This is a genomic window from Pseudomonas sp. QS1027, assembly GCF_002814235.1.
GTDB lineage: Bacteria > Pseudomonadota > Gammaproteobacteria > Pseudomonadales > Pseudomonadaceae > Aquipseudomonas.
The window spans coordinates 58626-82987 of the sequence record NZ_PHSU01000023.1 but is presented as its reverse complement, the minus strand read 5'-3'; the positions used below and the strand labels follow the sequence as shown (position 1 = coordinate 82987).

General features: G+C 64.7%; 20 protein-coding genes and 1 pseudogene. 9 read left to right on the top strand and 12 right to left on the bottom strand.

Translation table 11 applies throughout. The annotated features are described in order from the left end of the window. The first annotated feature begins 122 nt into the window (after positions 1–122). Positions 123–1742: a PvdJ/PvdD/PvdP-like protein gene (locus CWE01_RS21125; RefSeq protein ID WP_100942484.1), complete on the top strand. Its 1620-nt coding sequence runs from the start codon at positions 123–125 to the stop codon at positions 1740–1742. Positions 1743–1904: 162 nt separating this feature from the next. Here CWE01_RS21125 and CWE01_RS21120 read toward each other — a convergent pair whose 3' ends face one another. The 3 genes from CWE01_RS21120 to CWE01_RS21110 are packed head-to-tail and all read right to left on the bottom strand — an operon-like array spanning position 1905 to position 6439. Then, the gene (locus CWE01_RS21120; RefSeq protein WP_100942483.1) at positions 1905–3284 is read right to left on the bottom strand and encodes an efflux transporter outer membrane subunit; all 1380 of its coding nucleotides are present in this window, start codon (positions 3282–3284) and stop codon (positions 1905–1907) included. Positions 3285–3292: 8 nt separating this feature from the next. Beyond that, entirely contained in the window at positions 3293–5266 is a 1974-nt protein-coding gene (locus tag CWE01_RS21115) for a MacB family efflux pump subunit (RefSeq protein ID WP_100942482.1), read from the bottom strand. After that, complete coding sequence (locus CWE01_RS21110) at positions 5267–6439, bottom strand: efflux RND transporter periplasmic adaptor subunit (RefSeq protein ID WP_100942481.1); 1173 nt, start codon at positions 6437–6439, stop codon at positions 5267–5269. It lies immediately after the preceding gene. 310 nt (positions 6440–6749) lie between these two features. Between CWE01_RS21110 and CWE01_RS21105 the strand changes: the two genes are divergently transcribed. The 3 genes from CWE01_RS21105 to CWE01_RS21095 all read left to right on the top strand — a co-directional run bounded on the left by CWE01_RS21105 (position 6750) and on the right by CWE01_RS21095 (position 8957). Continuing rightward, positions 6750–7229 (top strand): sigma-70 family RNA polymerase sigma factor, encoded by a 480-nt coding sequence (locus CWE01_RS21105; RefSeq protein ID WP_218177064.1) that lies wholly within the window; start codon positions 6750–6752, stop codon positions 7227–7229. Between the two features lie 76 nt (positions 7230–7305). Then, positions 7306–8022, top strand: a complete 717-nt coding sequence (locus tag CWE01_RS21100) for an MgtC/SapB family protein (protein WP_100942479.1) — start codon at positions 7306–7308, stop codon at positions 8020–8022. Positions 8023–8333: 311 nt separating this feature from the next. Beyond that, complete coding sequence (locus tag CWE01_RS21095; protein WP_100942478.1) at positions 8334–8957, top strand: response regulator transcription factor; 624 nt, start codon at positions 8334–8336, stop codon at positions 8955–8957. A 10-nt stretch (positions 8958–8967) separates the two neighbouring features. Here the strand turns inward: CWE01_RS21095 and dkgB are convergent, their stop codons facing one another. From dkgB to CWE01_RS21080, 3 genes are all read right to left on the bottom strand, one after another. Next, positions 8968–9771 (bottom strand): 2,5-didehydrogluconate reductase DkgB, encoded by an 804-nt coding sequence (gene dkgB / locus CWE01_RS21090; protein ID WP_100942477.1) that lies wholly within the window; start codon positions 9769–9771, stop codon positions 8968–8970. Between the two features lie 120 nt (positions 9772–9891). Continuing rightward, positions 9892–11028, bottom strand: a complete 1137-nt coding sequence (locus CWE01_RS21085) for a thiolase family protein (protein WP_100942476.1) — start codon at positions 11026–11028, stop codon at positions 9892–9894. Positions 11029–11070: 42 nt separating this feature from the next. Then, positions 11071–11610, bottom strand: a complete 540-nt coding sequence (locus CWE01_RS21080) for a PaaI family thioesterase (RefSeq protein ID WP_100942475.1) — start codon at positions 11608–11610, stop codon at positions 11071–11073. Between the two features lie 195 nt (positions 11611–11805). On the opposite strand from CWE01_RS21080, the gene CWE01_RS21075 reads away from it, so the two are divergent. After that, a complete protein-coding gene (locus CWE01_RS21075) occupies positions 11806–12672 on the top strand; it encodes a pirin family protein (RefSeq protein ID WP_100942474.1) in 867 nt (288 codons plus the stop codon). Positions 12673–12795: 123 nt separating this feature from the next. Beyond that, positions 12796–14238 (top strand): mechanosensitive ion channel domain-containing protein, encoded by a 1443-nt coding sequence (locus CWE01_RS21070; RefSeq protein WP_100942473.1) that lies wholly within the window; start codon positions 12796–12798, stop codon positions 14236–14238. Between the two features lie 123 nt (positions 14239–14361). Here CWE01_RS21070 and CWE01_RS21065 read toward each other — a convergent pair. Next, positions 14362–15490, bottom strand: a pseudogene (locus CWE01_RS21065) (PLP-dependent aminotransferase family protein). A 177-nt stretch (positions 15491–15667) separates the two neighbouring features. On the opposite strand from CWE01_RS21065, the gene CWE01_RS21060 reads away from it, so the two are divergent. Next, entirely contained in the window at positions 15668–16108 is a 441-nt protein-coding gene (locus CWE01_RS21060; protein ID WP_100942472.1) for a carboxymuconolactone decarboxylase family protein, read from the top strand. Positions 16109–16143: 35 nt separating this feature from the next. On the opposite strand, the gene CWE01_RS21055 is transcribed toward CWE01_RS21060, so the two are convergent. From CWE01_RS21055 to CWE01_RS21045, 3 genes are read right to left on the bottom strand one after another with little or no spacing between them, the layout of a single operon-like run. Next, a complete protein-coding gene (locus CWE01_RS21055) occupies positions 16144–16968 on the bottom strand; it encodes a sulfite exporter TauE/SafE family protein (protein ID WP_100942471.1) in 825 nt (274 codons plus the stop codon). After that, positions 16965–18224, bottom strand: a complete 1260-nt coding sequence (locus CWE01_RS21050; RefSeq protein WP_100942470.1) for an FAD/NAD(P)-binding oxidoreductase — start codon at positions 18222–18224, stop codon at positions 16965–16967. The genes CWE01_RS21055 and CWE01_RS21050 overlap by 4 nt, the downstream gene beginning before the upstream one ends. Before the next feature lie 16 nt (positions 18225–18240). After that, positions 18241–19125, bottom strand: a complete 885-nt coding sequence (locus CWE01_RS21045) for an MBL fold metallo-hydrolase (protein WP_100942469.1) — start codon at positions 19123–19125, stop codon at positions 18241–18243. A gap of 354 nt (positions 19126–19479) precedes the next feature. Between CWE01_RS21045 and CWE01_RS21035 the strand changes: the two genes are divergently transcribed. Then, positions 19480–20799: a sigma-54-dependent Fis family transcriptional regulator gene (locus CWE01_RS21035; RefSeq protein WP_100942467.1), complete on the top strand. Its 1320-nt coding sequence runs from the start codon at positions 19480–19482 to the stop codon at positions 20797–20799. 44 nt (positions 20800–20843) lie between these two features. Here the strand turns inward: CWE01_RS21035 and CWE01_RS21030 are convergent, their stop codons facing one another. Continuing rightward, positions 20844–21830 (bottom strand): threonine/serine dehydratase, encoded by a 987-nt coding sequence (locus CWE01_RS21030; RefSeq protein WP_100942466.1) that lies wholly within the window; start codon positions 21828–21830, stop codon positions 20844–20846. 94 nt (positions 21831–21924) lie between these two features. On the opposite strand from CWE01_RS21030, the gene CWE01_RS21025 reads away from it, so the two are divergent. Further along, complete coding sequence (locus CWE01_RS21025) at positions 21925–22797, top strand: LysR family transcriptional regulator (RefSeq protein ID WP_100942465.1); 873 nt, start codon at positions 21925–21927, stop codon at positions 22795–22797. Positions 22798–22938: 141 nt separating this feature from the next. Here CWE01_RS21025 and CWE01_RS21020 read toward each other — a convergent pair whose 3' ends face one another. Then, positions 22939–24339, bottom strand: a complete 1401-nt coding sequence (locus CWE01_RS21020; protein WP_100942464.1) for a VOC family protein — start codon at positions 24337–24339, stop codon at positions 22939–22941. Between the last annotated feature and the right edge of the window lie 23 nt (positions 24340–24362).

Below are 24362 nucleotides of genomic sequence, written 5' to 3'. Positions count from 1 at the left end.
GCTATCTGGGAAGAACGGATGGCGTACGTTCTAATTTAGGCGCCGCGCCCGGCTAAATTTCCTACGCAGTGCAACGTTCTAGCTTGGATAAAGCCTGCTTCAGGGCTGACACAGGTAGGGCGATGACGATTTCTCGACGAGGCTTCATGGCGGGCCTGGCGCTCACGGGCGTGGCTGTTCCCGCGGCTTATTACGCGCACCGCGAACTGACCCGGGACAAGGAGCCCGTCACGCCGGGCGAGGCCACGGTCGATCTGCTCGACACGGCCGGCCAGCGCCTGGCCAACAACCTGCGCGGGATCTGGAGCCTGCGTTTTGAAGGGCGCGACGCGGGCCTGGAAGGCCTGCCGCTGGACGGCCTGGAACTGTTCATCGATATCGCCCCACGGGGGCGTGGCCTGCGCGGTTTCATTGATACCGCCCAGGCACTGCGGGCCGATGCCGAACCCCGTTGGCGGCTGGTCGGCGATCTTGCCGCGAGCGACGGTGCCCGTTTGTTCTGGCGTCTGAGCCAGGGCGACGCCGGGATGCCGCTGTATGAATTGAGTCTGGTCCTGGACGAAGTCTGGGACACCTTCGGCAACGCCGGCAGTGGCACCTTGAGCGGTCATGTCGAGCGCCTGGACCGGCCGCTGGCCCTGGCGCAACTGGATAACCGCTTTGTCGCGGTCAAGCAGGTGTTTCCCGAGGCCCGTGAGCGTATCGGCCTGGACGCCTCCCTGCTGGCCAGGTTGGTGTCGCCCGAGCATCGTTTGTTCCACCAGCTCTGGCATGCCTCCCGGGACAAATGGCACACCCTCTCCGAAGACAAGCGCAACGGTTTGCGCGGTATCGGCTGGCAGCCCGGCCCCCGGGACAAGGAGCGTGATGCCCGTGGGCCGCGCAAGGATCGCAACGGTTCGGGCATCGACTTTTTCTTCATGCACCGGCATATGTTGCAAATGGCCCGCTCGATGCAGCCCTTGCCGTCCTGGCGCCGGTTCCCGTTGCCGCAGCCGGAGCTGGAACGTGATCGCCAGGGCTTTGCCCGTTATTTCGATAACCAGGATGGCTGCGCCGTGCCGCCGACCTGGCTGGCCAGCAGTGACGACGACTACAGCCAATGGGTCAGCGATATCAAGAGTGCCGAGACCTGGCACAGCAACTTCCAGGCCTGGGAATCGCGCTACAGCGATCCGCGTTATCTGTCCCGCCTGACCCTGGGCCAGTTCGGTTCCGAGGTCGAGTTGGGGCTGCATGACTGGTTGCATATGCGCTGGGCTTCGGTGGCGCGCGATCCTTCCAACGGTGCGCCGGTGCCCATGGCGCGGGAGTTCACCGACTTTGCCCCACGCTGGTTTACGCCACAGAACGACTTTCTCGGCGACCCGTTTTCCTCCCATGTGAACCCGGTGTTCTGGATGTTCCATGGCTGGATCGATGATCGGCTGGAGGACTGGTTCCGCGCGCACGAGCGTTTTCACCCGGGGGCGGTCACGCGCCTGGAGGTCAATGGCGTGCCCTGGTTTGCCCCGGGGCGTTGGGTGGAAGTGGACGATCCCTGGCTCGGGCCGACCACCCATGGTTGCAGCACCACGCCGGGATTGAACATGGGCAAGACGGTGGAGATGGACCCGGAGACCATGAAGCTGGCCTTGCGGATTACCTTTACCCCCGAGAAGGACCTGGCCAGTTTGTTGCGCCGGGTACCGCGTCGGCCGTGGTATGCGCGGCATCTGTCGATCAAGGATCGGTTGCTGTAGGTGTGTCTTTGAAGGTGATGGTGGATTGAATGACGCCATCGCCAGCAAGCCGGCTCCTACAAGGGCCGGGCGATCATTTATGTTGAAATACGGACCTGTAGGAGCCGGCTTGCTGGCGATGGCGATAGCCGGCTCACCGTTGTCAAACGGTTTGCCAGGCCGTCACTGTGCCTGCCAGCCGCCACCAAGGGCCTTGTACAGCGCAATACTGGCCTGTACCCGCGACAGCCGCAGTTGCACATTCTGGTCCTGGGCCGCATACAGCGTGCGCTGGGTTTCCAGCACCGTGAGCAGATCCTCCGCCCCGGCCTGATAACGGCTCTGGGCAATCTCGAAGGCCCGTTGCGCCTGCTTCAGCTCTTCATCCTGCCAACGTCGTTGCTGATCAAGGCCGCTGATACTGTTAAGGGCCTTCTCGACATCGGCGAAACCGTTGACGATCGCGCCCCGATAGCTTTCCAGCAACTCTTCCTGGCGCGCCGTGGCCCGGTCGCGCTCGGCCCGCAGGCGGCCGTTGTTGAAGACCGGTGCGAGCAGGCCGGCACTCAGGGTGTAGAAGGGGGTGCGCAGGGCATCGGCGGCCTGGGTGGATTCCGAGCCGAGGCCGACACCCAGGGTCAGCTTCGGCAACAAGGCCGCTCGCGCCACCTCGACATCCGCCTGCGCCGCCGCCAGTTGCGCTTCGGCCCGGGCAATGTCCGGACGTCGGCGCAGCAGTTCACTCGGCACGCCGGCATCAATCGACGGCCAGCTCAGGCTGCTGAACGGCTGGGCACCGATGCGCAAGCTCTGGACCGGCTGGCCGAGCAATGCCGCGAGGGTAATCAGCGACTCCCCGGCCTGCTGGCGCACCAGCGGCAATTGTCGTTCCTGGCTGGCCACCAGGCTCTTTTGCTGGGCCAGTTCCAGCGCCGTGGCCGAGCCCGAGTCATAGCGGGTCTGGACCAGCGCCAATACCCGCCGGGCGTTGCTCAGGTTCAGGCCGGCGATGGCTTCCTGCTCGCGGGCGGACAGGGTGCGGGCATATTGGTCGGCAACGCCGCCGAGCAGCGTCAGTTCCACCGTCGCCCGGTCATATTCACTGGCCCGCAGGCTCTGCACGGCGCTGTCGCGGGCGGCGGCCACGCCACCCCAGAAGTCCACCTCGTAGCTGGCGCTGAGGTTGGCGCCATAACTTTTGCTGTCGTTGTCACTGTCGGCGTTGTCCCGGTTGTTCAGCAACTGGCTGCGACTGCCATTCAGGCCCAGGGTCACTTGCGGCAGCAGCGGGGCGCCGGCGATCACCGCCGTGGCCCGGGCCTGGCGCACCCGGGCGAGGGCGGCGGCGAGGTCATGGCTGTCGACGCGGGCCTGTTCGATCAATCGATCCAGCTCCGCACTGCCAAAGCGTTGCCACCAGAGGACGCTGGTCTGTTGGGCGCTGTATTGTGTTTCGAACTGCCAGTGGGCCGGCGCTGGCGTTGCGTTGTCGGAACGCGGTGCGGGCCCGCCGCAGGCATTGAGCAGCAGGCAAATCGTCAACAGGGAAAAGCGCGGTTTCATGGATTCGATCATTCACTGGTAAGCGCTGTGACCGGGTCGAGCCGGGCAGCTTTGCGGGCCGGCATGAAGCCGAAGAGAACGCCGGTGACCAGCGCGCAGGCAAAGGCGCCGATCACGGCGCTCAGGGAAAACGCGACGGCGACCTTGGCCAGCAGCAGGACGCCGCCGACCGCCAGGGCCAGGACCACGCCGGTCAGGCCGCCGACCACCGAAAGCATCACCGCCTCGGTGAGAAACTGGCGCAGGATGTCGCGCTGGCGGGCCCCGGTGGCCATGCGGATGCCGATTTCCCGGGTGCGTTCGCGCACGGTCATGAGCATGATGTTCATCACGCCGATGCCCCCCACCAGCAGGGAGATGGCGGCAATCGAGCCGAGCATCAGCGACAGGGTGTTCTGGGTGCGGGCCTCGGCCTGGATCATCGCGGCGTTGTTGGTCAGGCGAAAGTCCCGGCGGCCGTCGTGCATGCGCAGCATCACCTGGTCGATGGCCTTCTCGGCGTCGCGGACATTGCGCCCGTCGCTGGTGGCGATGGCGACATATTCCGGATTGTGCGTACCGAACAGCCGGACACTGGCGGCCGAGTAGGGGATCGCCACGCGGTCGTCGCTGTCGGTCTCGCCGGAGGTGGCGCCTTTTTCCTGGAGCACGCCGACCACCTGGAAGGGCACGTTTTCGATCAGGACGTACTGGCCGATGGGGTCGGCCACGTCCTTGAGCAGTTTGTCGCGAATCTTGTGGCCGATCACCGCCACGGCGGCCCCGGCGTCGGCATCGGCCTGGGTGAAGTAACTGCCCTCGACCACCGGCCAGTTGAAGATCGCCGGAAACTGCGTGTCGTTGCCGCCGACATAGGCGGTGTGGTCGAGGTTGCCGAAGCGCACCACGGCGTCGGCACCGTTGACCGGCATGATCATTTTCACCTGGGGCAGCTCCGCCAGCGCCGCCACGTCATCGAGGCTGATGATCCCCAGCGGAGCCCGCGGCGCGGCCGGCGCGCCGCTCAGGTAGATAATGTTCGAGCCGAAGGCGCCCATCTGTGCGATCACCTGGCGCTTGCTGCCTTCGCCGACCGCGAGCATCACCACCACCGAGGCGACCCCGATGACGATGCCAAGCAAGGTCAGGGCGGTACGAAAGCGGTTGATCCACATCACCCGCCAGGCCGCCTGCACAGCGTCCACCAGCTCGCTTTTCCAGGCGCCGCGGTAGGCGCTGCCGTCACTCAGGCGTTGCCGCAGGTCGATCGCCTGGAGGGCGACGGGGTCGTTGCCGCGTTGCAGCCCGGGGGTGTCGCGGGCACTGTCGCTGATGATCAGGCCGTCGCGGATTTCGATGACCCGTTTGGCCCGGGCGGCGACTTCACGGTCGTGGGTGATAAGGATGATCACATGGCCCTGGCTGGCCAGTTCGTCGAGCAGGGCCATGACTTCGGCGCCGCTGTGGCTGTCGAGGGCGCCGGTGGGTTCGTCGGCGAGAATGATATGGCCGCCGTTCATCAGTGCCCGGGCAATCGATACCCGTTGTTGCTGGCCGCCGGACAACTGGTGCGGGCGGTTGCCGCTGCGAGTGGCCAGGCCCAGGCGATCGAGCAGGGCGCTGGCGCGGGCCTGGCGCTCGGCGGCCGGGGTGCCGGCGTAGATCGCCGGCATTTCGACGTTTTCCCGGGCCGAGCCGGAAGGAATCAGGTGATAGCCCTGGAACACGAAGCCGAAGGCCTCTCGGCGTAGCCAGGCGAGGGCATCGCTGTCGAGTTCGGCGACGTTTTCACCGGCGAACAGGTAGCGCCCGGAGGTCGGCCGGTCGAGGCAGCCGAGGATATTCATCAGGGTCGATTTACCCGAGCCGGAGGCACCGACGATGGCGACGAATTCGCCGGCATGGATCCTCAGGTCGATACCGCGCAGCACCTGCACTTCGGGACTGTCGCCGCCGCCGTAGGCCTTGCGGATGTCCTGCAGGTCGATCAGTGGCGTTTGCATTCAACCTCCACTGCCGGTCGCGGGACCGATCAGCAGATGGTCGCCCTCGGCCAGCCCGTCGAGGATCTGCACCCGTAGCCGGTCACTCATGCCGGTGCGTACCTGACGTGTCTGGATCTCGCCGTTGCTGCTGACCACCCGGGCGGTCTGCAACTGTGCCCGCGAGTCGCCTTGCAGGGCGGCGATCGGCGCGGTGAGGACGTTCTGCGCCTGGCCGGCGACGAAGAACACCTGGGTGGTCATGTCCGCCATCAGCGCCTGGTCGGCGTTGTCGACATCCAGCAGCACGGTATAGAGCACCACCCGCGAGCTGCCGCTTTTGCTACTGCTGCTGGCACTGCCGCTGCTCTGGCTCCCGGCTTCCAGGGGCTTGGGCGGTACCGGGAGAATCTGCCGGACCGTGCTGGTCCAGCGCCGGCTGCCACCGCTCAAGGTGGTGAAATAGGCGTGCATGCCGGCTTTGACGTGGCCGATATCGGCTTCCGAGACTTCCGCCCAGACCGTCATCGGTGACAGCCGGGCGATGCGCAGGATCAGCGGCGTCTGTTGCTGGGCGTTGAGGGTCTGGCCTTCACGGGCATCGAGGGCGACCACGGTACCGCTCATGGGTGCATAGATGCGCGTATAGCCCAGCTCCGCTTCGTCGCTGCGCAGGCTGGCCTGGGCCTGGAGAATCTGCGCGCGGAACATGTCGATACGCGCCTGGGTGGTGCGCAGCTCGGCCTCGGCCGCCTGCACATCCTCGCTGCGGGTGGCACCGCCGGCGCTGAGTTGCTGCTGGCGCTGGTACTTCTGCCGCGCCAGGTCGTGGAGCGCGCGTTGTTCCTGCAACTGGGCCTTGAGGTTTTCAATCGAGTAGCGCCCGGCATCGAGCTTGGCCTGCTGGGTGGACGGATCGATCTCCACCAGCAACTGGCCTTCCTTGACCTGGTCGCCGATTTCGACGTGGATCTTGTGGATCTGCCCGGAGGCCTGGGCCCCGACGTCGACGTAACGACGCGGATGCAGGGTGCCGAGGGCGGTGACGCTGCTTTCGATGTCGCCGCGGGTGACCGTGACCGTGGCGAAGCGATCAAGCCCCGGTGGCAGGATCTGCCAGGCGGCCAGGGCGACGACGGGGATCAGGCAAAGCGTGACAAGCAGGGCGCGGCGGGTGCGTCGGGGACGGTTCATGCAGGGTTCCAGCCGATGGAAAGTCGATCCGTGACGACGCGGCGGGCACAGGGGGGCGCCGCGGCGCTCGTTGTCGCCGGGCGACAAACACGGGAGCTGCAAGATAGACGAGAGGTCGGCGCGCGAATTTAAGTCCGGACCGTGGACTTTTCGAGGTATTTGCGTCGGGTGGCTAATGGAGGATTGGAATCTATATGAGAATTATTATAAATTACGCCTGCTTCAAACAGCCATTATCATGAGGTCCCGAGCCGGACGCTGCCGATCATGCTCAAGGACAGTCCCGCCGGGTGTGCGGACAGGAGTCAGGTTGGAAAGCTACTACCGCGAGCTGGTGTGTTTCCTCAATGCCCGGCTGGGCAATCGCCAGGCGGCCGAAGACGTTGTGCACGATGCCTACCTGCGGGTGCTCGAGCGTTCGAGCGAGACCCCGATAGGGCAGCCGCGAGCCTTCCTCTATCGCACGGCGATGAACCTGGTGATCGATGAGCACCGGCGCAATACCGTACGCCAGAACGAATCCCTGGACGTGCTCGACAACGATGAGCGGTTTTTCAGCCCGTCGCCGCAAATCTCCCTGGACCATGGCCTGCGCCTGGACATGTTGCAGCGGGCCCTGGCGGAGCTGCCGGAGCCGTGTCGCGACAGCTTCACCTTGCGCAAGATCGAGGGCCTGTCCCACCCGGAGATCGCCGAACGCCTGGGAATCTCCCGCAGCCTGGTGGAAAAGCACATCGTCAATGCGATGAAGCACTGCCGCGTGCGGATGCGTCAGTGGGAAGCGAGCTGAGGCCTGCGCGCTGACATCATTCCGTTCGCCTGGATGTGCTATGCCTGCGCCACCCCGTGCAGACACGAGAGCTTTCATGCAAGCCCTGAACAACATCAATCTCGATTCCCTGGTCGATACCTTCGTCAGCCTCAGCGCCGCCTTTATCCTCGGTGGCCTGATCGGTTTTGAACGCCAGTACCGCCAACGCACCGCCGGCTTGCGCACCAACGTACTGGTGGCGGTGGGGGCGGCGATCTTTGTCGATATGGCCAACCGCCTGGGGGGCGCCGAAGGGGCGGTGCGGGTGGTCGCCTACGTGGTCTCCGGCATCGGTTTTCTCGGCGCCGGGGTGATCATGCGCGAGGAGGGCAATGTCCGTGGCCTGAACACCGCCGCGACCCTCTGGGCCTCGGCGGCGGTCGGCGCCTGCGCCGGTGCCGACCTGATCCTCGAAGCCCTGCTGGGGACCTTGTTCGTCCTCGCGGCGAACACCTTGCTGCGGCCGATCGTCAACTATATCAACCGCCAGCCGCTGGACGTGGTCTCGGCGGAGGTCACTTATATCCTCTACCTGATTGTCCGGCGGGCCCAGCAGAAGACCGTCCTGTCGTTGCTGGAAAAGGAACTGGAGCGCAGCAACTACCCGGCTAGCGACGTCGAGGTAAGGCCTTTCGGCGACGAAGAAGTGGAAATCGAAGCGACCCTGGCAATCACCTCGGTGGACGGCGACGAACTCGATGCGCTGGTGGCGCGGCTGTCGACCTCAAGCATGGTCCAGCAGGCGTTCTGGAGCCCGAGTACCACCGACTGAGAACCTCCTCGCGGGCAGCGCCCAGTCGCTGCCTGCCGCGGCCGGATCCGTGCAAGCTTCCTGGAAGTGACGGGTATCTTGGGATTTTCCCTACAGATGCTCCCGAGACCTCTCGCTAAAGTGGCCGACCTTGTTCAGCCCTCATGTTCTGAACCTGACATCCATGGGCCGGAATGGCCGCACCTGCATCTTTCAGCCACAGCAAAAATTGAGATTTTTCCTATACTGTATTTCGCTATTTCCCTGTCTTTTTTCGATACAAGCACGTTCCCGTCTCAAGCAGTGGCTGGCGTACTTCTTGAGGATTTGTAATGCGCACAGCCCTGATAGTTGACGATCACCCGTTCATTCGCATGGCCATCAAGGTCTTGCTGGAAAAGGAGGGGTTCAAGGTCGTCGCCGAGGCCGATAACGGCGTCGATGCGGTGCAGTTGGCGCGGGAGCTGTCGCCGGACCTGATTGTGATGGACCTCAATATCCCCCGGCTCGATGGCCTGGAAGCGATCAAGCGGCTGACCGACCTGCACCTGCCGAGCAAGCTGGTGGTGCTCACCGAACAGGCGCCGGAGTTCTATTCCGAGCGCTGCATGCGGGCCGGGGCCATGGGTTATATCTCCAAGACCGCCGAATTGATCGAGCTGCGCCTGGCGATCCAGGCGGTGATGCTCAACAAGAGCTTCTTTCCGCGCCTGGAAGGGCACACCCAAGGGCAAGGCGCCAGCGTGTCGGAGCCGGTGCTGATCGACAGCCTGAGCAACCGCGAGCTGAGTATCCTGCGCTACCTCGCCCGGGGGATGAAGAACAAGGACATCAGCGAACTGATGCTGCTCAGCGACAAGACGGTCAGCACCTACAAGACCCGTTTGATCGACAAGCTCAATCTGAAGTCGGTGGTGGCGCTGGCAGAGTTCGCCAAACGCAACCAGTTGATCTAGTGATTTGCCGTCAATCCCACTGCGGCGCCAGGCCCGCCGGGCTGGTCAGGCGGTGGGCGCGTTCGAGTCCGGCGATCTTCGCCATCTCTTCATCACTCAAACGCAGGTCCCGGGCCTTGAGGTTGCTCGCCAGGTTCTCGCGCCTGGTCGACGACGGAATCACCGCATAACCCAACTGCATGGCCCAGGCCAGGGTCACCTGTGCCGGGGTCGCCTGATGCTGCTCGGCGATCTGGCGGATGACCGGGTCCTTCAACACTTCCCCATAGGCCAGGGTCATGTAGGAAGTGATCTGGATGCCCTGGTCCTGGGCCGCTGCCACCACCTTGCGGTTCTGCAGGTAAGGGTGCAATTCGATCTGGTGGGTGGCGATCTGATCGGCGCCGACGGCGGCAATCGCCTGCTGCATCAGCTCGACGGTGAAGTTGGACACGCCGATCTCACGGGTCAGGCCCAGTTGCTTGGCCTCCAGCAACGCGCCCATGAATTCGGCGACCGGTACCTGGTCTTCTGGTGATGGCCAGTGGATCAGGGTCAGGTCCAGGTAGTCGGTCTGCAGTTTGCGCAGGCTTTCCTTGAGGCTGGGGATCAAGGCGTCCTTGCCGAGGTTGGCGATCCAGATCTTGCTGGTAATGAACAGCTCGTCACGGGGGATGCCGCTGGCGGCAATGGCCTGGCCGACCTCGGCCTCGTTTTCGTAGATCTGCGCGGTATCGACGGCCCGGTAGCCCAGCTCGAGGCCAGTGCTGACCGAGTCGATGACAACCTGGCCTTGCAGGCGGAAGGTACCAAGGCCGAAGGCGGGAACAGACATGGGTGACTCCTGAAGTGACAGTGGGAATGAGCAGGAGTATCCCCATCCCGATCTTTGAGAAAAAGTAGGGGTGGGGAAAAGGACTCTTTACCAATGCGCACGAATGGGCGGAGTGTCAGGTCAGTCCTCGATGGCCTCCAGCAACGTCGCGATGCCCTGGCCGCCAGCGATGCATTGCGTGGCAATGGCGTAGCGCCCGCCGGTGCGTTGCAGCAGGGCGGCGGCCTTGCCGGTGATGCGCGCGCCGGTGGCTCCCAGGGGATGACCGATGGCCAGGGCGCCGCCGTCGAGGTTGATCCGGCCGCGATCCAGGTCAAGTTCCCGCAGGCAGGCCAGGGACTGGCTGGCAAAGGCTTCGTTGATTTCCACCAGGTCGATATCGCCGATCTGCAAACCGGCTCGTTGCAGCACCTTGCGGGTCGCGTGGACCGGGCCCATGCCCATGATTTCCGGCGGGCAGCCGGCCACCGCGACTGCCCTGATTCGCGCCAGGATCGACAAGCCGCGCTCGCGGGCGAAGGTTTCGCTGCACACCAGCACGGCGGCGCTACCGTCGGTCAGGGGCGAGGCGGTGCCGGCGGTGACGCTGCCGTCGAACGCCGGTTTCAACCCGCCCAGACCTTCCAGGCTGGTGCCCGGGCGAATGCAACCATCCTCCCTGACCCAGCCGTTCTCGGTCTGGATGGCAATGATTTCGTCTGCCAGGCGCCCCAGCTCGCGAGCCTTGCTGGCCTTGGCATGGGACTCGACGGCCAGGCTTTCCTGCTCGGCACGACCGATATCGTAGCGCCGTGCGACTTCTTCGGCGGTGTAGCCCATGGGCATGTACACCTCGGGGTGGTCGCGCATCAGCGTCGGGTTCGGCGAGATATTGAAACCGCCCATGGGCACCCGGGTCATGGATTCCACCCCGGCGCAGAGGAAGGCGTCGCCGGCCCCCAGGAGGATCTGCCCGGCGGCGTAGTGCACGGCGCTCATGGACGAGCCGCAGAAGCGGTTGATCGTCGCGCCGCCGAGGCTGTTGGGGAAACCGGCGCGGAAACTGGCGATGCGGGCGATATTCATGCCTTGCTCGGCTTCCGGGTAGGCGCAGCCCATGACCAGGTCTTCGAGTTCGGCGGGATCGAGGCCGAGCTTGTCCACCAGGCCGCGCAGCACCTGGGCGGCGAGGTCGTCGGGACGGATATCGATCAGCGCGCCTTTTTTCGCGAAATGAAAGGGGGAACGGGCGTAACCGGCGATCACGATGGAGGTCATGGCGAAACTCCTGGGGCTGGGAACAAGGGACGCGGCGGTTGCTCAGCCGCGGGGTTGGAGAATCATGCAAGTGGTGGAACCGGTGGCATAAAGCCGGCCGTCGACGTCATAGATCCGCCCTTCGGCCAGGGCAGTGGAGCGCCCGAGGTGGACGATCTTGCCCTCGGCACGGATCGGCCCGCTGCTGCCGGTCAGGGCGCGTACATAGCTGATGCGCAGGTCCAGGGTGGTGTAGCCCTGGCCCTTTTGCAGGCGGGTGTGAATGGCGCAGCCCATGCACGAGTCGAGCAGGGTCGCGGCATAACCGCCATGGACGCTGCCCAGCGGGTTGTAATGACGGGTGTCCGGGGTGCCCTGGAACACGAAGTGGCCCTCGGACCATTCGATGGGAATAAAGTCCAGCAAGCTGCCGATGGGGGGCGAGGGCAGTTCGCCGTTGCCGATGCCATTGAAGAATTCGGCCGGCGTCAGTTGGCTGACCTCGGCCAGGGTCAGGCTGCCGGGGCCTTGCAGGCGTTCGCGCATGGCCTGTTCCTCGGCGATCCATTGGGCGAGCGTGACGTCGCGGTTCGGGGTCTGCATGGGCGGCTCCTGATCAATACAAAAAATTACGTGTGTAATATTTTGTTCCATATTATGTCCGAAATATAAATTAATCCAGCACCCTCCGACCCCGTGAATGATCGTTCCAATGGTGGAACGATGAAGCTGTTTTTTACCGTCTAGCGCCAAAAAACAGTTGAATCTAAGCTGTGCCCCATATTGATGGAGGTACCCATGAAAAAGATTCTTGGTCTCTACACCAGCCCCAGGGGCCATTGGGTCGGCGACGGCTTCCCGGTGCGCACGCTGTTTTCCTATGACAACCTGGGCCAGCACATCAGCCCGTTCCTGATGCTGGACCACGCCGGCCCTGCCGATTTCACCCCGACCACCCAGCGTCGCGGCGTCGGCCAGCATCCCCATCGCGGTTTTGAAACCGTGACCATCGTCTATGACGGTGAAGTGGAGCACCGCGACTCCACCGGTGCCGGCGGCGTGATCGGCCCGGGCGACGTGCAATGGATGACCGCCGCCGCGGGGATCATCCACGAGGAGTTTCATTCCGAAGCCTTCGCCAAACGTGGCGGCCGGCTGGAAATGGTCCAGCTGTGGGTCAACCTGCCGGCCCGGGACAAGTCGGCTCCGGCCGGTTACCAGGGCATTCTCGACAGCGATATTCCGAGGATTGCCCTCAAGGACCAGGCCGGCAGCCTGCGCCTGATCGCCGGTGAGTTCGATGGCCAGCGCGGGCCGGCGCGGACCTTCACGCCGATGGATGTCTGGGATATCCGCCTGAACGGCGGGAAAACCCTGGCGCTGGACCTGCATGAAGGTCGCAGCACGGTGCTGGTGGTCCTGCGTGGCAGCGTGCAGGTCAATGGCGAGCAACTGGCGCAACCGGGGCAGTTGGTGATCTTCGAGCGGGCCGGTCGCGAAGTGTCGTTGCACGCCGATAGCGGTGCCGTGGTGCTGTTGCTCAGCGGCGAGCCGATCGACGAGCCGATTGTCGGCCACGGCCCCTTTGTGATGAACAGCGAAGCCGAGATCCACCAGGCCTTTGCCGACTTCCAGGCCGGGCGCTTCGGGCAGATGCACGACTGACGACGCCAGGCGGTCCTCGTTCGCCGAGGGCCGCCCGCCACCGCGAATATAAAGCTATAACTCCATGAAGCCGTTCTGTGCGATCTTCGCGTCGCCGACGGTTTCTTTTCATGGAGTGGCTCGATGCTTGACCTGTTGTCTGAACATCCCCTGTCCTGCGCTTTTCTGCTGATCGTGATCGATCTGGTGTTGTGGCACCTGATGGGCAGCAAGAGCGATACCTGGAAACTGGCGGTGCGCTTGACGGTGTTCTCGCTGTTCAGCCTGCTGCTGTTCAACGAAGGCATGAACCCGTTGCAGACCGCGCCCTGGCCGGATGACATTCCCCGGCACCTGGCGGCCACCGGCCTGCAGATCGGCTGGTGGCTGTTCGGCGCGCGGACCCTGACGGTGCTGCTCGGCACGGTGATGATGCAGCGGGTCGGGCATGCCGGACGGCTGGTCCAGGATGTGCTCGGGGCGATCATTTTCCTGATCGCCATTGTCGCGGCGGCGGCCTATGTCCTCGACCTGCCGGTCAAGGGCGTGCTGGCGACGTCCGGGGCCCTGGCGATCATTGTCGGCCTGGCCTTGCAGAGCACCCTCAGCGACGTGTTTTCCGGGATTGTCCTGAACGCCACCAAGCCTTATCAGGTCGACGACTGGGTGGCCATCGACGGTACCGAAGGCCGGGTCGTCGATATCGACTGGCGTGCCACGCGCTTGCAGACCTCCCAGGGCAGCATGGCGGTGGTGCCCAACTCCCTGGCGGCCAGGGCCAAGATCGTCAACTTCAGCCGGCCCAGCGATATGCATGGCCTGTCCATCAGTGTCCAGGTCAGCCCGCATTCCCGGCCCCAGGTGGTGATCGATGCCCTGGAGCGCGCGATGCTCGGCTGTCGCGCCTTGCTGGCGACCCCGGCGCCCTGCGTGACGTTGAAAAGCTCCAGCGCCGAGGGCGCCGAATACGAAATCAACGGTTTTGTGGTGTCCATGGGCGAGAAGCGCGAGGTGCGCAATCAGCTCTACGACCTGGCGTTCCGACACTTGCGCGCTTCGGGGGTGAGCCTGCTGTCGAGTGGCGAGAGTGCCGCGCCGGTGAATTTATCGCGGCCGCGAAGGTTGTTGGAAAGCTCTTCGATTTTCTCCACCTTGCGTTCGGAGGAGAAGGACACGTTCAGCGAGAACATGCAGGCGCAGATGTTCCGTGCCGGCAGCGAGATCATGGCCCGCGGCGAGGTCAGCGATCACCTGTTCATCATCGAGTCCGGTGTGGTCTCGGTGACGCTGTTGCGCGGCGGGGTGCCGCTGGAGGCCGGGCGCATGGGGCCGGGCGAGGTGATCGGCGAGGCCGGGGTGCTGGCCGACATGGCGGTGGTGGCGGACTTCACCGCCAAGACCGACTGCGTGCTGTATCGCATTGAAAACGAGTACCTCAAGCCGTGCCTGGAAGCCCGGCACGATATCGGCGAGGCGATGAAAAGCCTGCTCGACCGACGCTTGAGCGCGGTGCAGAACTTCACCCGCGAAGTGCCCAAACCGGCGGAGAAGCGCGGGTTTATGCAGTGGTTGCGTAGTCGGACTTGAGGGGGTGATCAGTCGCGGAGTTTGAGGTGTCCTTCAGGATGCCTTCGCGGCGATCCGACAAGCCCTGCTCCTACAGGTTTGTGTCGTAGGCAAAATATATGGCGCGAGCCCGGGCCGGTCGGTTCAGGCCATCTGTTTGAGCAGTTCCCGTAGCCGGTCCAGCGATGGCTGGATATCCAGGGTCTCGATGCAGCCGTAGCCCATCAGCAGGCCGTTGCGGGGCGCGGCGGTGTAGTAGAAGGGGGCCAGCGGGTACAGGCCGATTTCGGCCTGTTTCGCCAGTTCGATCAGCAGCGGGATGTCCTGCGGGCCCTTGGCGAGGATCGCCAGATGGAAGCCGGCGGTCGAGACTTTGCAGGCAGTCGGTGGGACGGCCTTCGTAGCGGAACTCGCAGTCGTCCTCGATGATGATCGCCCCGAGTTCCCGCGCCCGTTCCAGCAGGGCCAGGCGGCGCGCCGGGCTCATGGGCATGCCGAGGGGGAACTGGTGCGCCGGGGTGACATAGATCAGTCGTGTGCCTTCGGGAATCAGGTCCACCCGCAGGCCCTGGTCGTCCACCGCAACCCCCACCACCCGTGCGCCCTGGGCGGCAAACAGCAGGCGCGCCGGCGGGTAGCCGGGGTCTTCCACCACCACCGTGCAACCCGGTTCCACCAGCACCCGGGCGACCAGGTCGAGGGCCTGTTGCGCGCCATTGGTCACCAGCAGGTCGTCACTGTTGCAGCGCACGCCACGGGAGAAACCGATATGCCGGGCAATGGCTTCACGGAGCATCGGCAAGCCTTCCGGCTGGCCGTACAAACCTCGGGACTGCGCGCCCTGGCGCAAGGCGAACAGCATGCAGCGGCGCCATTCTTCCTCGGGAAACTGATGCTTGCCGGTGGCTCCGCCGAGGTAGTCGTAGCGCAGGGTATGGGTCGGGTGATGCATCGGCATGGCTGCGTCGCGCCAATGCTGGATCACCGCGGCCCCGGCCAGTTCATTGGCCTGGATCGGCTGTGTGGCGTGGGGCACGTGGCGGTTGACGAAGGTGCCGGCGCCGACCCGTCCGACCAGCAGGTTGTCGTAGGTGAGGTGGCTGTAGGCATCGGCGACGGTCTTGCGCGACACCCCCAGCTGTTCGGCGAGCAGCCGGGTCGGCGGCAGGCGTGTGCCGGCGGCCAGGGTGCCCAGGGTAATGGCCTCGCGCAGTTGTTCGGTGATCTGTTTGGCCAGATCGCGGCTGCCGCTGAGGGTGATGTGCAATTCCATGTCGCGGCTCGGCTGGAGAGGGCGGGGCGGATTCGCGCCGATGGGCGCAGTCTAGCCTGCCGGCGGGGGCTTCGACACGTCGGGATTGGCATCCCGATCTTTGCCGGAATTGGCTATTTGTCCTGCGGCCGACGGGGCTTACCTTAGCGTCATTCCCCACTTGCCAGGAGCAACACCATGCAACCTCGTGTCGATTTCTACAGCGCTTCGCCCGATGCCATCAAAGCCATGCTGGCCCTTGAAAGCGCGGTGAGCAAACTGCCTTTGGAGCCGTCGCTGGTCGAACTGGTCAAACTGCGTTCTTCGCAGATCAATGGCTGTGCCTTTTGCGTCGACATGCACACCACCGATGCGCGCAAGCTGGGTGAGACCGAACGGCGCTTGCACTGTCTGTCGGTCTGGCGTGAAACGCCGTTCTTCACCGCGCGTGAACGGGCTGCGATCGCCTGGACCGAGGCGCTGACGCAGATTTCCCAGACCCATGCGCCGGATGAGGATTATGCGTTGCTGAGCGCCGAGTTCAGTCCGAAGGAAATGGTCGATTTGACCCTGGCGATCAACACTATCAACAGCTGGAACCGTTTGGCGGTGGGGTTCCGCAAGTTGCCGGCGGAATAAAAATACCGTTTGTGTTGACCCTGGAGGTTGTCTGCTCAGAACGAAAGACCCAGTGCCCCCACTGCCAGCAGCGCCGCCGCGATCACCCCGACCAGCGCGAACAGTTGCTGCAATCGGGGTCCGGCCAGATGCCCGGCAACCTGGCGCCCCAGCACCAACCCGAGCACCGCCCCCGCCGCAAACGGTCCGCCCAGCGACCAGTGCATTACCCCGGACAACGTGGCCGTGACCACACTGCCCAGCGACACCAGCGCAATCACCGCCAGGGACGTGGCGACGATGCTCTTGCTGTCCAGATTGGTATAACGGGTCAACGCCGGAATGATGACAAAACCGCCACCGACCCCGAGCAGCCCCGACAGCAATCCCGAGAGCATCCCGGTAACGGTCAGCGCCCGGGCGCAGGGCAGGGTCCAGCGTAACCGGCCTTGCAACGGATTCAGCACGCACGGCTGGAAGCCCGGTCGCGGCGCCGGATGCCCGTGCTGCAATTCCTTGCGCGCCTTGAGAAAGATCCGCCCGCAGGCATAGACCATCACCACGGCAAACCCCAGTGCCAGCGGCTCGTTGGGCAGATGATGGGCGAGCCACAAGCCCAGGGGCGTCAGCAGCACGCCGACTCCGGCGATATAGGCCGCTGCCCGATAACGCACGATACCCTGGCGCAAACCGAGCAAGGCACCGACGCCCGCCGCCAGACCCACTGCGAGCAAGCCGATGGGCGCTGCCTCGACCATCGACAAACCCAGCCCGAATACCAGCAACGGCACCGCGAGAATGCCGCCGCCGGCCCCGGTCAGGGCCAGGATCGCGCCAATCAGCGTACCCAGTCCCGCCCCCAGAAAAAGATGTTCGTTCATGGTTGGGTTTTGGCCGCCATCAATGTCGGCCGCGCCAGCCATTCACGGCCCTTGAGCATGCCGCGCCAGTACAGCGGCGGCAGGATCCGCTCCTTCAGCCACCAGGCCAGCCGCGTCGGTTTGCGCCCATCGAGCAACCAGGGCGCGAAGGTCGGCGCCAGCTTGCCGCCGTAGGTGAATTCGGCAAGAACGATCTTGCCGCGCTCCACCGTCAGCGGGCACGAACCATAACCGTCGTAGCTGGCCTGCCGGGTCAGTCGGCCGAGGGCCACCAGCACGTTGTTGGCCACCACCGGCGCCTGCTTGCGCGCGGCGGCGGCGGTCTTGGCATTGCTGGTATTGGTCACGTCGCCCAGGCCGTGGATATTGGCGAACTGGCGGTGTTGCAGGGTGGCCGGATCGACATCGACCCAACCGGCGGCATCGGCCAAGGGGCTTGAGCGGATAAAGTCCGGGGCCACTTGCGGCGGCACCACATGCAGCATGTCGAACGAGCGGACCAGGGTTTCCCGAGTGCCATCGGCCAGGGTGCGGGCAAAGGTCGCCTGCTTCGCCGGGCCGTTGACCGCCACCAGGCTGTGGCCGAATTGCAGGTCAATGGCGTACTTGTGGATGTATTCCATCAGCGCCGGCACATAGTCGGCCACGCCGAACAGCACGGCGCCGGCGTTGAAGAAGCGGGCGTTGATTCGCTCCAGTTGTCCGCTCTTGAGCCAGTGATCGCAGGACAGGTACAGGGCCTTCTGCGGCGCGCCGGCACATTTGATCGGCATCGGCGGCTGGCTGAACAGGGCTTCACCCTCGTTGAGTTCCTGCACCAGTTTCCAGGTGTAGGGCGCGAGGTCGTAGCGATAGTTGGAGGTCACGCCATTGCGCCCGAGGGTCTCTTCGAGCCCGTCGATGGCCGCCCAGTCGAGTTTCAGGCCGGGGCAGACGATCAACTGTTCGTAGCCGACCCGGCTCTGGTCGGTGAGCACCACTTCGTGGCCGTGGGGGCCGAAGGCGCTGACCGCCGCCTTGATCCAGCGTACGCCACGGGGAATCAGCGAGGCCATGGGCCGGGCGGTCGACTCGGGACGAAACACCCCGGCGCCGACCAGGGTCCAGCCGGGTTGGTAATAGTGGGTGTCGGCCGGGTCGATGATCGCGATATCCAGGTCCGGCGCCCGGGCCAGCAGGCTGGCGGCCACGGCAATGCCGGCCGCGCCGGCGCCGACGATCAGGATCTGGTGATGGGAAACGGCAGTCGAAGACATGGTGTCGGGTCCTGGTTCAGAGGGCATTGAGCGGGATCTTCAGGTAGCGCACGCCGTTGGCTTCCGGCTCGGGCAGTTGGCCGCTGCGCATGTTCACCTGCACCGCCGGCAGCATCAGCACCGGCATGTCGAGGGTGGCGTCGCGGGCCTCGCGCATACTGACGAAAGCGTCCTCGTCGATGCCCTCATGGATATGGATATTGTTCGCGCGCTGTTCGGCGACGGTGGTCATGTAGCGCAGTTCGCGGCCGCCCGGCAGGTAGTCGTGGCACATGAACAGCCGGGTCTGCGGTGGCAGCGCCAGCAGTTGGCGGATCGAGCGATAGAGGGTGCGCGCATCGGCGCCGGGGAAGTCGCAGCGGGCGGTGCCGTAGTCGGGCATGAACAGGGTGTCGCCGATAAAGGCGACGAGTTCGCCGCCGGATTCGATCAGGTAACTCATGCACGCCGGGGTATGTCCCGGGGTGTGCAGGGCGCGAGCTTTCAGGGTGCCGATGCTGAATTCGGCGTTGTCCCCCAGCAGCACGTCGAACTGGCTGCCGTCGCGCTGGAAGTCGCTGCCGGCGTGGAAGAGTTCGCCGAACACCTGCTGGACCACGGTGATATGACTGCCGATGGCGACCTTGGCGCCGAGTTGTTCCTTCAGGTAGGCCGCCGCCGAGAGGTGGTCGGCGTGCACGTGGGTTTCCAGGATCCACTCCACCCGGGCATCCAGTTCCTGGACCCTGGCGACCAGGCGGTCGGCCGACGCGGTGCGGGTCCGTCCGGACTTGGGGTCGTAGTCGAGCACGCTGTCGATCAGCGCGCAGCGGCGGGTGCTGGTGTCCAGCACCAGGTAGCTGATGGTCCAGGTGTCAGGGTCGAAAAAGGCTTCTACGGCTAGCTTGTCGCCAAAGGTCATTGCGTACTCCGGATGTCGTCGGCGGGTATGGGGTTCACGCGGTCCCTGCAGGAGCAGAGCTTGCTCGCGAAGGGGTCCTTGAGAACGCCAAAAGCTTCGCGGGCAAGCCCTGCTCCTACAGGTTAGGCGGTGTCTTCAATATCCCGGTCCTGTCTGTCAGAGAGTTCAATAAGCATGCCAAGCTTGATTTTTGATTTTAGGCCGTGACTACTGATTTATATCAACTCGTTCGCCGACGTTTTCTGATTTACAGGGCACTGCCAGATAAAATGGCAGTCATTTTGGCAGTCGGTGGCAGCGAATGGCAGAAAGCCCGGGCATGCATTAAGCTCCTGCCTCCACCCGGGAGTTGCCATGACCATCCTTGCCACCGACCTTGCCCGACCCGATATGCGAGCCCTGGTGTCCTACCTGGAGCACGACCTCCAGCCCACCATCGTCCTCGACACCGACTACAACATCGTCGCGGCCAACACCGCCTACCAGCGCCAGTTCGGGGTAGAGGGGCGTCCCCATGTCGGCGCGAAATGCTTTCGGGTCTCCCATCAGTTCGCGGTGCCCTGCGACCAGGCCGGCGAACACTGCCCCATGCGCAAGGCCCACGAAAGCCGCTTGCCCGAGCGGGTCCTGCATATTCACCACACGCCACGTGGCCCCGAGCACGTCGATGTGGAACTGCGCCCCTTGCTGGACGAGCAGGGCGAGGTGGTCGGTTATGTCGAACGCTTGAATACCGTCACCGTGGCGTCGGCCCAGCCGCAGCACCAGGGCCTGGTGGGGCGCTCGGCACCGTTCAAGGAGGCCTTGAGTGCCTTGCAACGGGCGGCGCCGTCGCCGATTCCGGTGTTGCTGCAAGGTGAGTCGGGCACCGGCAAGGAACTCTTTGCCCGCGCCCTGCACGAGGGCAGTCCACGGGCCGGCGGGCCGCTGGTGGTGGTCGACTGCACCGGCCTGACCGAAACCCTGCTGGAGAGCGAACTCTTCGGTTACGAAAAGGGCGCCTTCACCGGCGCCTTGCAGCGCAAGATCGGCCTGGCCGAGGCGGCCCATGGCGGCACGTTGTTTCTCGACGAGATCGGCGAGGTGCCGCTGGCCATGCAGGTCAAGCTGCTGCGCCTGATCGAGTCCGGCAGCTTTCGGCCGGTGGGCAGCCTGCGCACCGTGCACTCGGACTTCCGCCTGGTGTGCGCGACCCACAAGCCGCTCAAGGACATGGTCAGCGCCGGGAGTTTTCGCCAGGACCTGTTCTACCGCATCAGCGCCTTTCCGATTCGCCTGCCGGCCCTGCGCGAACGCAGCGACGACCTGCCGTTGCTGATCGACAGCCTGTTGCAACGCCTGGCCCCGACGGCGGTGCCGCGTATCGATCCGCTGGCGATGAAGGCCCTGGGGCTGCATGACTGGCCGGGCAATATCCGCGAACTGCGCAATGTGCTGGAGCGGGCCCGACTGTTTACCGACGATGGAGTGATCCGGGTGGTCGACCTGCCCGCCGAGCTGCGTCGTGAAACGGCGGCGGCGACACCACAGCGGCGGCGTGGGCGCAACGAGTTGGAGCAATTGGCCCACGCCCTGGCGATGTTCGACGGCTCGCGCAGCGAACTGGCGAAAACCCTGGGGATGAGCGAACGCACGCTGTACCGGCGCTTGCAGGCACTGGAAGGGAAGGCCTGACGAATCCCGTCGGGTGCAGAAGCGTCACTTCTGCACCGCGTCGCTCAATCGTTCGTCAGCAGTGCGTTGGCGAACAGTGCCGGGTCGGCATTGCCCCCGGACAAGACGATCACTGCGCAACGGCCCTCCAGCGCGATACGTCCGGCCAGCAACGCCGCGAGGCCGACCACGCCCCCCGGTTCGACCACCAGCTTGAGGTTCTCGAATGCCCATCTCAGGGCGAAGCGGACCTCGGCATCGGTCACCGTCAGCGCGCCGCGCAGCAACTGGCGATTGATCTCGAAGGTCAATTCGCCAGGCGCCGGGGTCAGGATCGCATCGCAGATCGAATGGCCGCCCGGCGCGATACTTTGCCGGCTGCCCGCCACCAGGGAGCGCCCGGTGTCATCGAAGCCCTCCGGCTCCACCGCATACAGCGCGATCTCGGGAAACTGACTGTGCAGGGCCACGCTCACCCCGGCAATCAGGCCGCCACCGCCGCAGGGCACCAGGGCCATGTCGGGACGCAGGCCCAGCGCCTCGGCCTGGCGGGCGATCTCCAGTCCGAGGGTGCCCTGGCCGGCCATGACCCGCGGATCGTCGTAGGGCTTGACCAGCACCGCGCCGCTTTCGGCGGTCAGCGTCGCGGCGATGGCCTCGCGGTCTTCGGTCTCGCGATCGAACAGCACCACCTGGGCGCCATATTCGCGGGTGCGGCGGATCTTCAGTGCAGGGGCATCCTTGGGCATCAGGATCGTCGCCCGGATACCCAACAGCTTGGCCGCGCAGGCCACGCCCTGGGCGTGATTGCCGGAGGAGAAGGCCAGCACGCCACGGGCGCGTTCCTCGGGACTGAGGCTGGCCAGGGTGTTGTAGGCGCCGCGGAACTTGAACGAGCCGGTTCTTTGCAGCACTTCCGGCTTGACCAGCACCCGGCCCTGGCAGTGTTCATTCAGGCTGTGGAATTCCAGCAGTGGCGTTTCCACGGCGTGCCCCTGGATACGCAGGGCGGCCTGTTCGATATCGGCCAGTTGAAGGGGGTGTGAGGTCATGTCGCGCTCCTGAGTGTGCAAAGGGCTAATCTGCGGTTTTTCACGACCCTTGAAAAGCGCTTGTTCGCGCGATTGAACAACGTAAAATCCGTGGATGGACACACTATTTCTCGAAACCTTCCTGGCGGTGATCGACTGCGGCTCCATCGCCGCGGCGGCGCGTCAGCTGGACCTGGCGCCGACCACCGTGGCCCAGCAGATCAAGGCCCTGGAAAAACAGCTCGACAATGCCTTGCTCAGACGCAGCGGGCATACCGTGAAACCGACCGCGGCGGCCCATCGGATTATCGAGCGGGCGCGGCTGATTGTCCGCGAAGCCCGCGACCTGCGGGCCAGTGCCTCCAGCGGCGTGCTGCCGGTCGGGCCCTTGCGGCTGGGGGCGACCCAATATGCCTTGATGCAATTGCTGCCGCCGGCGCTGCATGAGTGGCGTCGGCGTTATCCCGAGATCGAAATCTATATCGAGCCCGGCAACTCCCAGGAGTTGATGGAGCAGGTCGTGAGTGGCGACCTGGATGCGGCGTTGATCGTGCATCCGTTGTTCGCCTTGCCCAAGAGCTGCGAGTGGATCGCGCTGGTGGAGGAGCCGCTGGTGCTGATTACCCCGACGGCGATGCTGGTCGAGGATGTGCTGGCGACCATTGTTGAAGAGCCGTTTATCCGCTTCAGCCGCAAGGTGGTCGGCGGCAAGTTGGTGGAGGCTTATCTGCAGGGGCATGGCCTCAAGCCCAAGTCCCAGTTCGAGCTGGATGGCATCGACATCATCGTCAAGTTCGTCGCCGAGGGACTGGGGGTGGCGCTGGTGCCGGATCGGCCGGAAGCCAATCACGAGGCGCAGGGCGTGCGCCGTTGGGAAGTGCCGGGCCCGAGGTTGTTTCGGACCCTGGGGATTGTCTGGCAACGGGCGTCGGTGCGGGCGCCGTTGGTGGTGGCGTTGAATGAGTTGATGGCCGAGCAGGCGATATAGCGGGCCACGGCCCGAACGCGGTCCCTGTAGGAGTCGGCTTGCTGGCGATGCGATCTGGTAGCCGACATCGCCGGTGCCTGGAAAATCGCTATCGCCAGCAAGCCGGCTCCTACAGGGTTATGTAGCGTTCACACGTATGGATCAGACCAACGGCGCGATATTCAGCCGGGTCGAACACGCCAGCAGCGAACGCCGCTGCGTCGCGGCATACAGCTGCAACTCATCGATGGTTTCGCGCCCCAGTGCCTGGTGGAACTGCTCGCGGTTGGAGCTGCCGGTGTAATGCGCCTGCGCGTCATCCCCCAGGTTCGACTGGAAGATCCCGGCCGCACTGACCGGCAAAAAGTCCTCATACACCAGCGGCTCGAAACTCACCTGGCCGGCTTCGATCAGCGCTTCCAGCTCCCGCAGCGGCAGCTCGCTGCTGCGCGCGGCGATGCCTTTCTCGGTCGGGAAGTAACGGAAGTACGCCAACCCCTGCCTGCGCATCTCGCTGTAGTTGTCGGGGAAGGCCTTGAAGGCGTTCGCCATGATCTGGTCATAACGCGCGGCATTGGCCTCGCTGGGGAAATCACCGAGTTCCTCCCGTGCGGCGTTCAGCAAGCGGTCGTAGAGCAGGCGGCCCTTGGGCGTCAGCGCTGCGCCGCGTTGTTCGATTTCGCCGAAACGCGCCGAGTGGCTGCCGGTTTCGCTGGCGTCCTGGCCGATAAAGGTGATGGCCTCCTCCAGCGCCTTGAAGCTGGTCTGGCGCAACAGGATCGGGCACTCGCGGCGCGGCGGGCCTTCGATCACCGCCTTGGGGGTGATGCCCTTGGCCGGCATGGCCACCTGCACCGCATCGATGTCCAGGGTGCGCGGGGTCAGGTGGTTGATATGCGGGCCCTTGAACGCCACCACGTCGGCGATCAGCCGATGCTGGGCATTGAGCTTGCGGTACTCGTCCAGGGACACCGTGGCGCTGTTGTGCCAGCGGAAGGTTTCCAGCGCCTGCTGGACGAACTCGGCGGCATCGGCGCTATCGAGGCCGCCATTCATCTCGGCCTTTTCGATCAGCTCGATGGTGCGTGGGGTGAAGATATTCCGCCGGCTGAGGATCCACTCGGCGAACTCCCGCAGCCCGTCTTCCTCGATCAGTTCCAGGCGCAGCAGCGAAGTGAAGACGCGGAACGGGCTGACCTGCAAGGCCGTTTCATGCACCGCGCGAAAGGCCGTGGAATGCACCGGCACGCCGGCCGGGGTGAGGTCGTAATAACCCACCGGTTCCATGCCCATCACCGCGAACAGTCGAGCCAGGGTCGCCAGTTCCGCCGCCGTGCCGACGCGAATGGCGCCGTGGCGCTCCATGTCCAGGCGACGGATCTCGCCGGTCTGGCGCAGGCTCTCGGCGACCTGGGCATTCTCGCCCAGCACCTGCTCATTGATTTGTCCGACCAACTCCAACAGCGCGCCGTAGAGCGGCACTTCGGTCTTGTACATCTGCGACATGGCACGGGAAAAATTCGCGCGGATTTCGTCGGGGTGGGCGAAGACAGCGGTGCTCATGGGATGGGTACTCCGCAAAATCG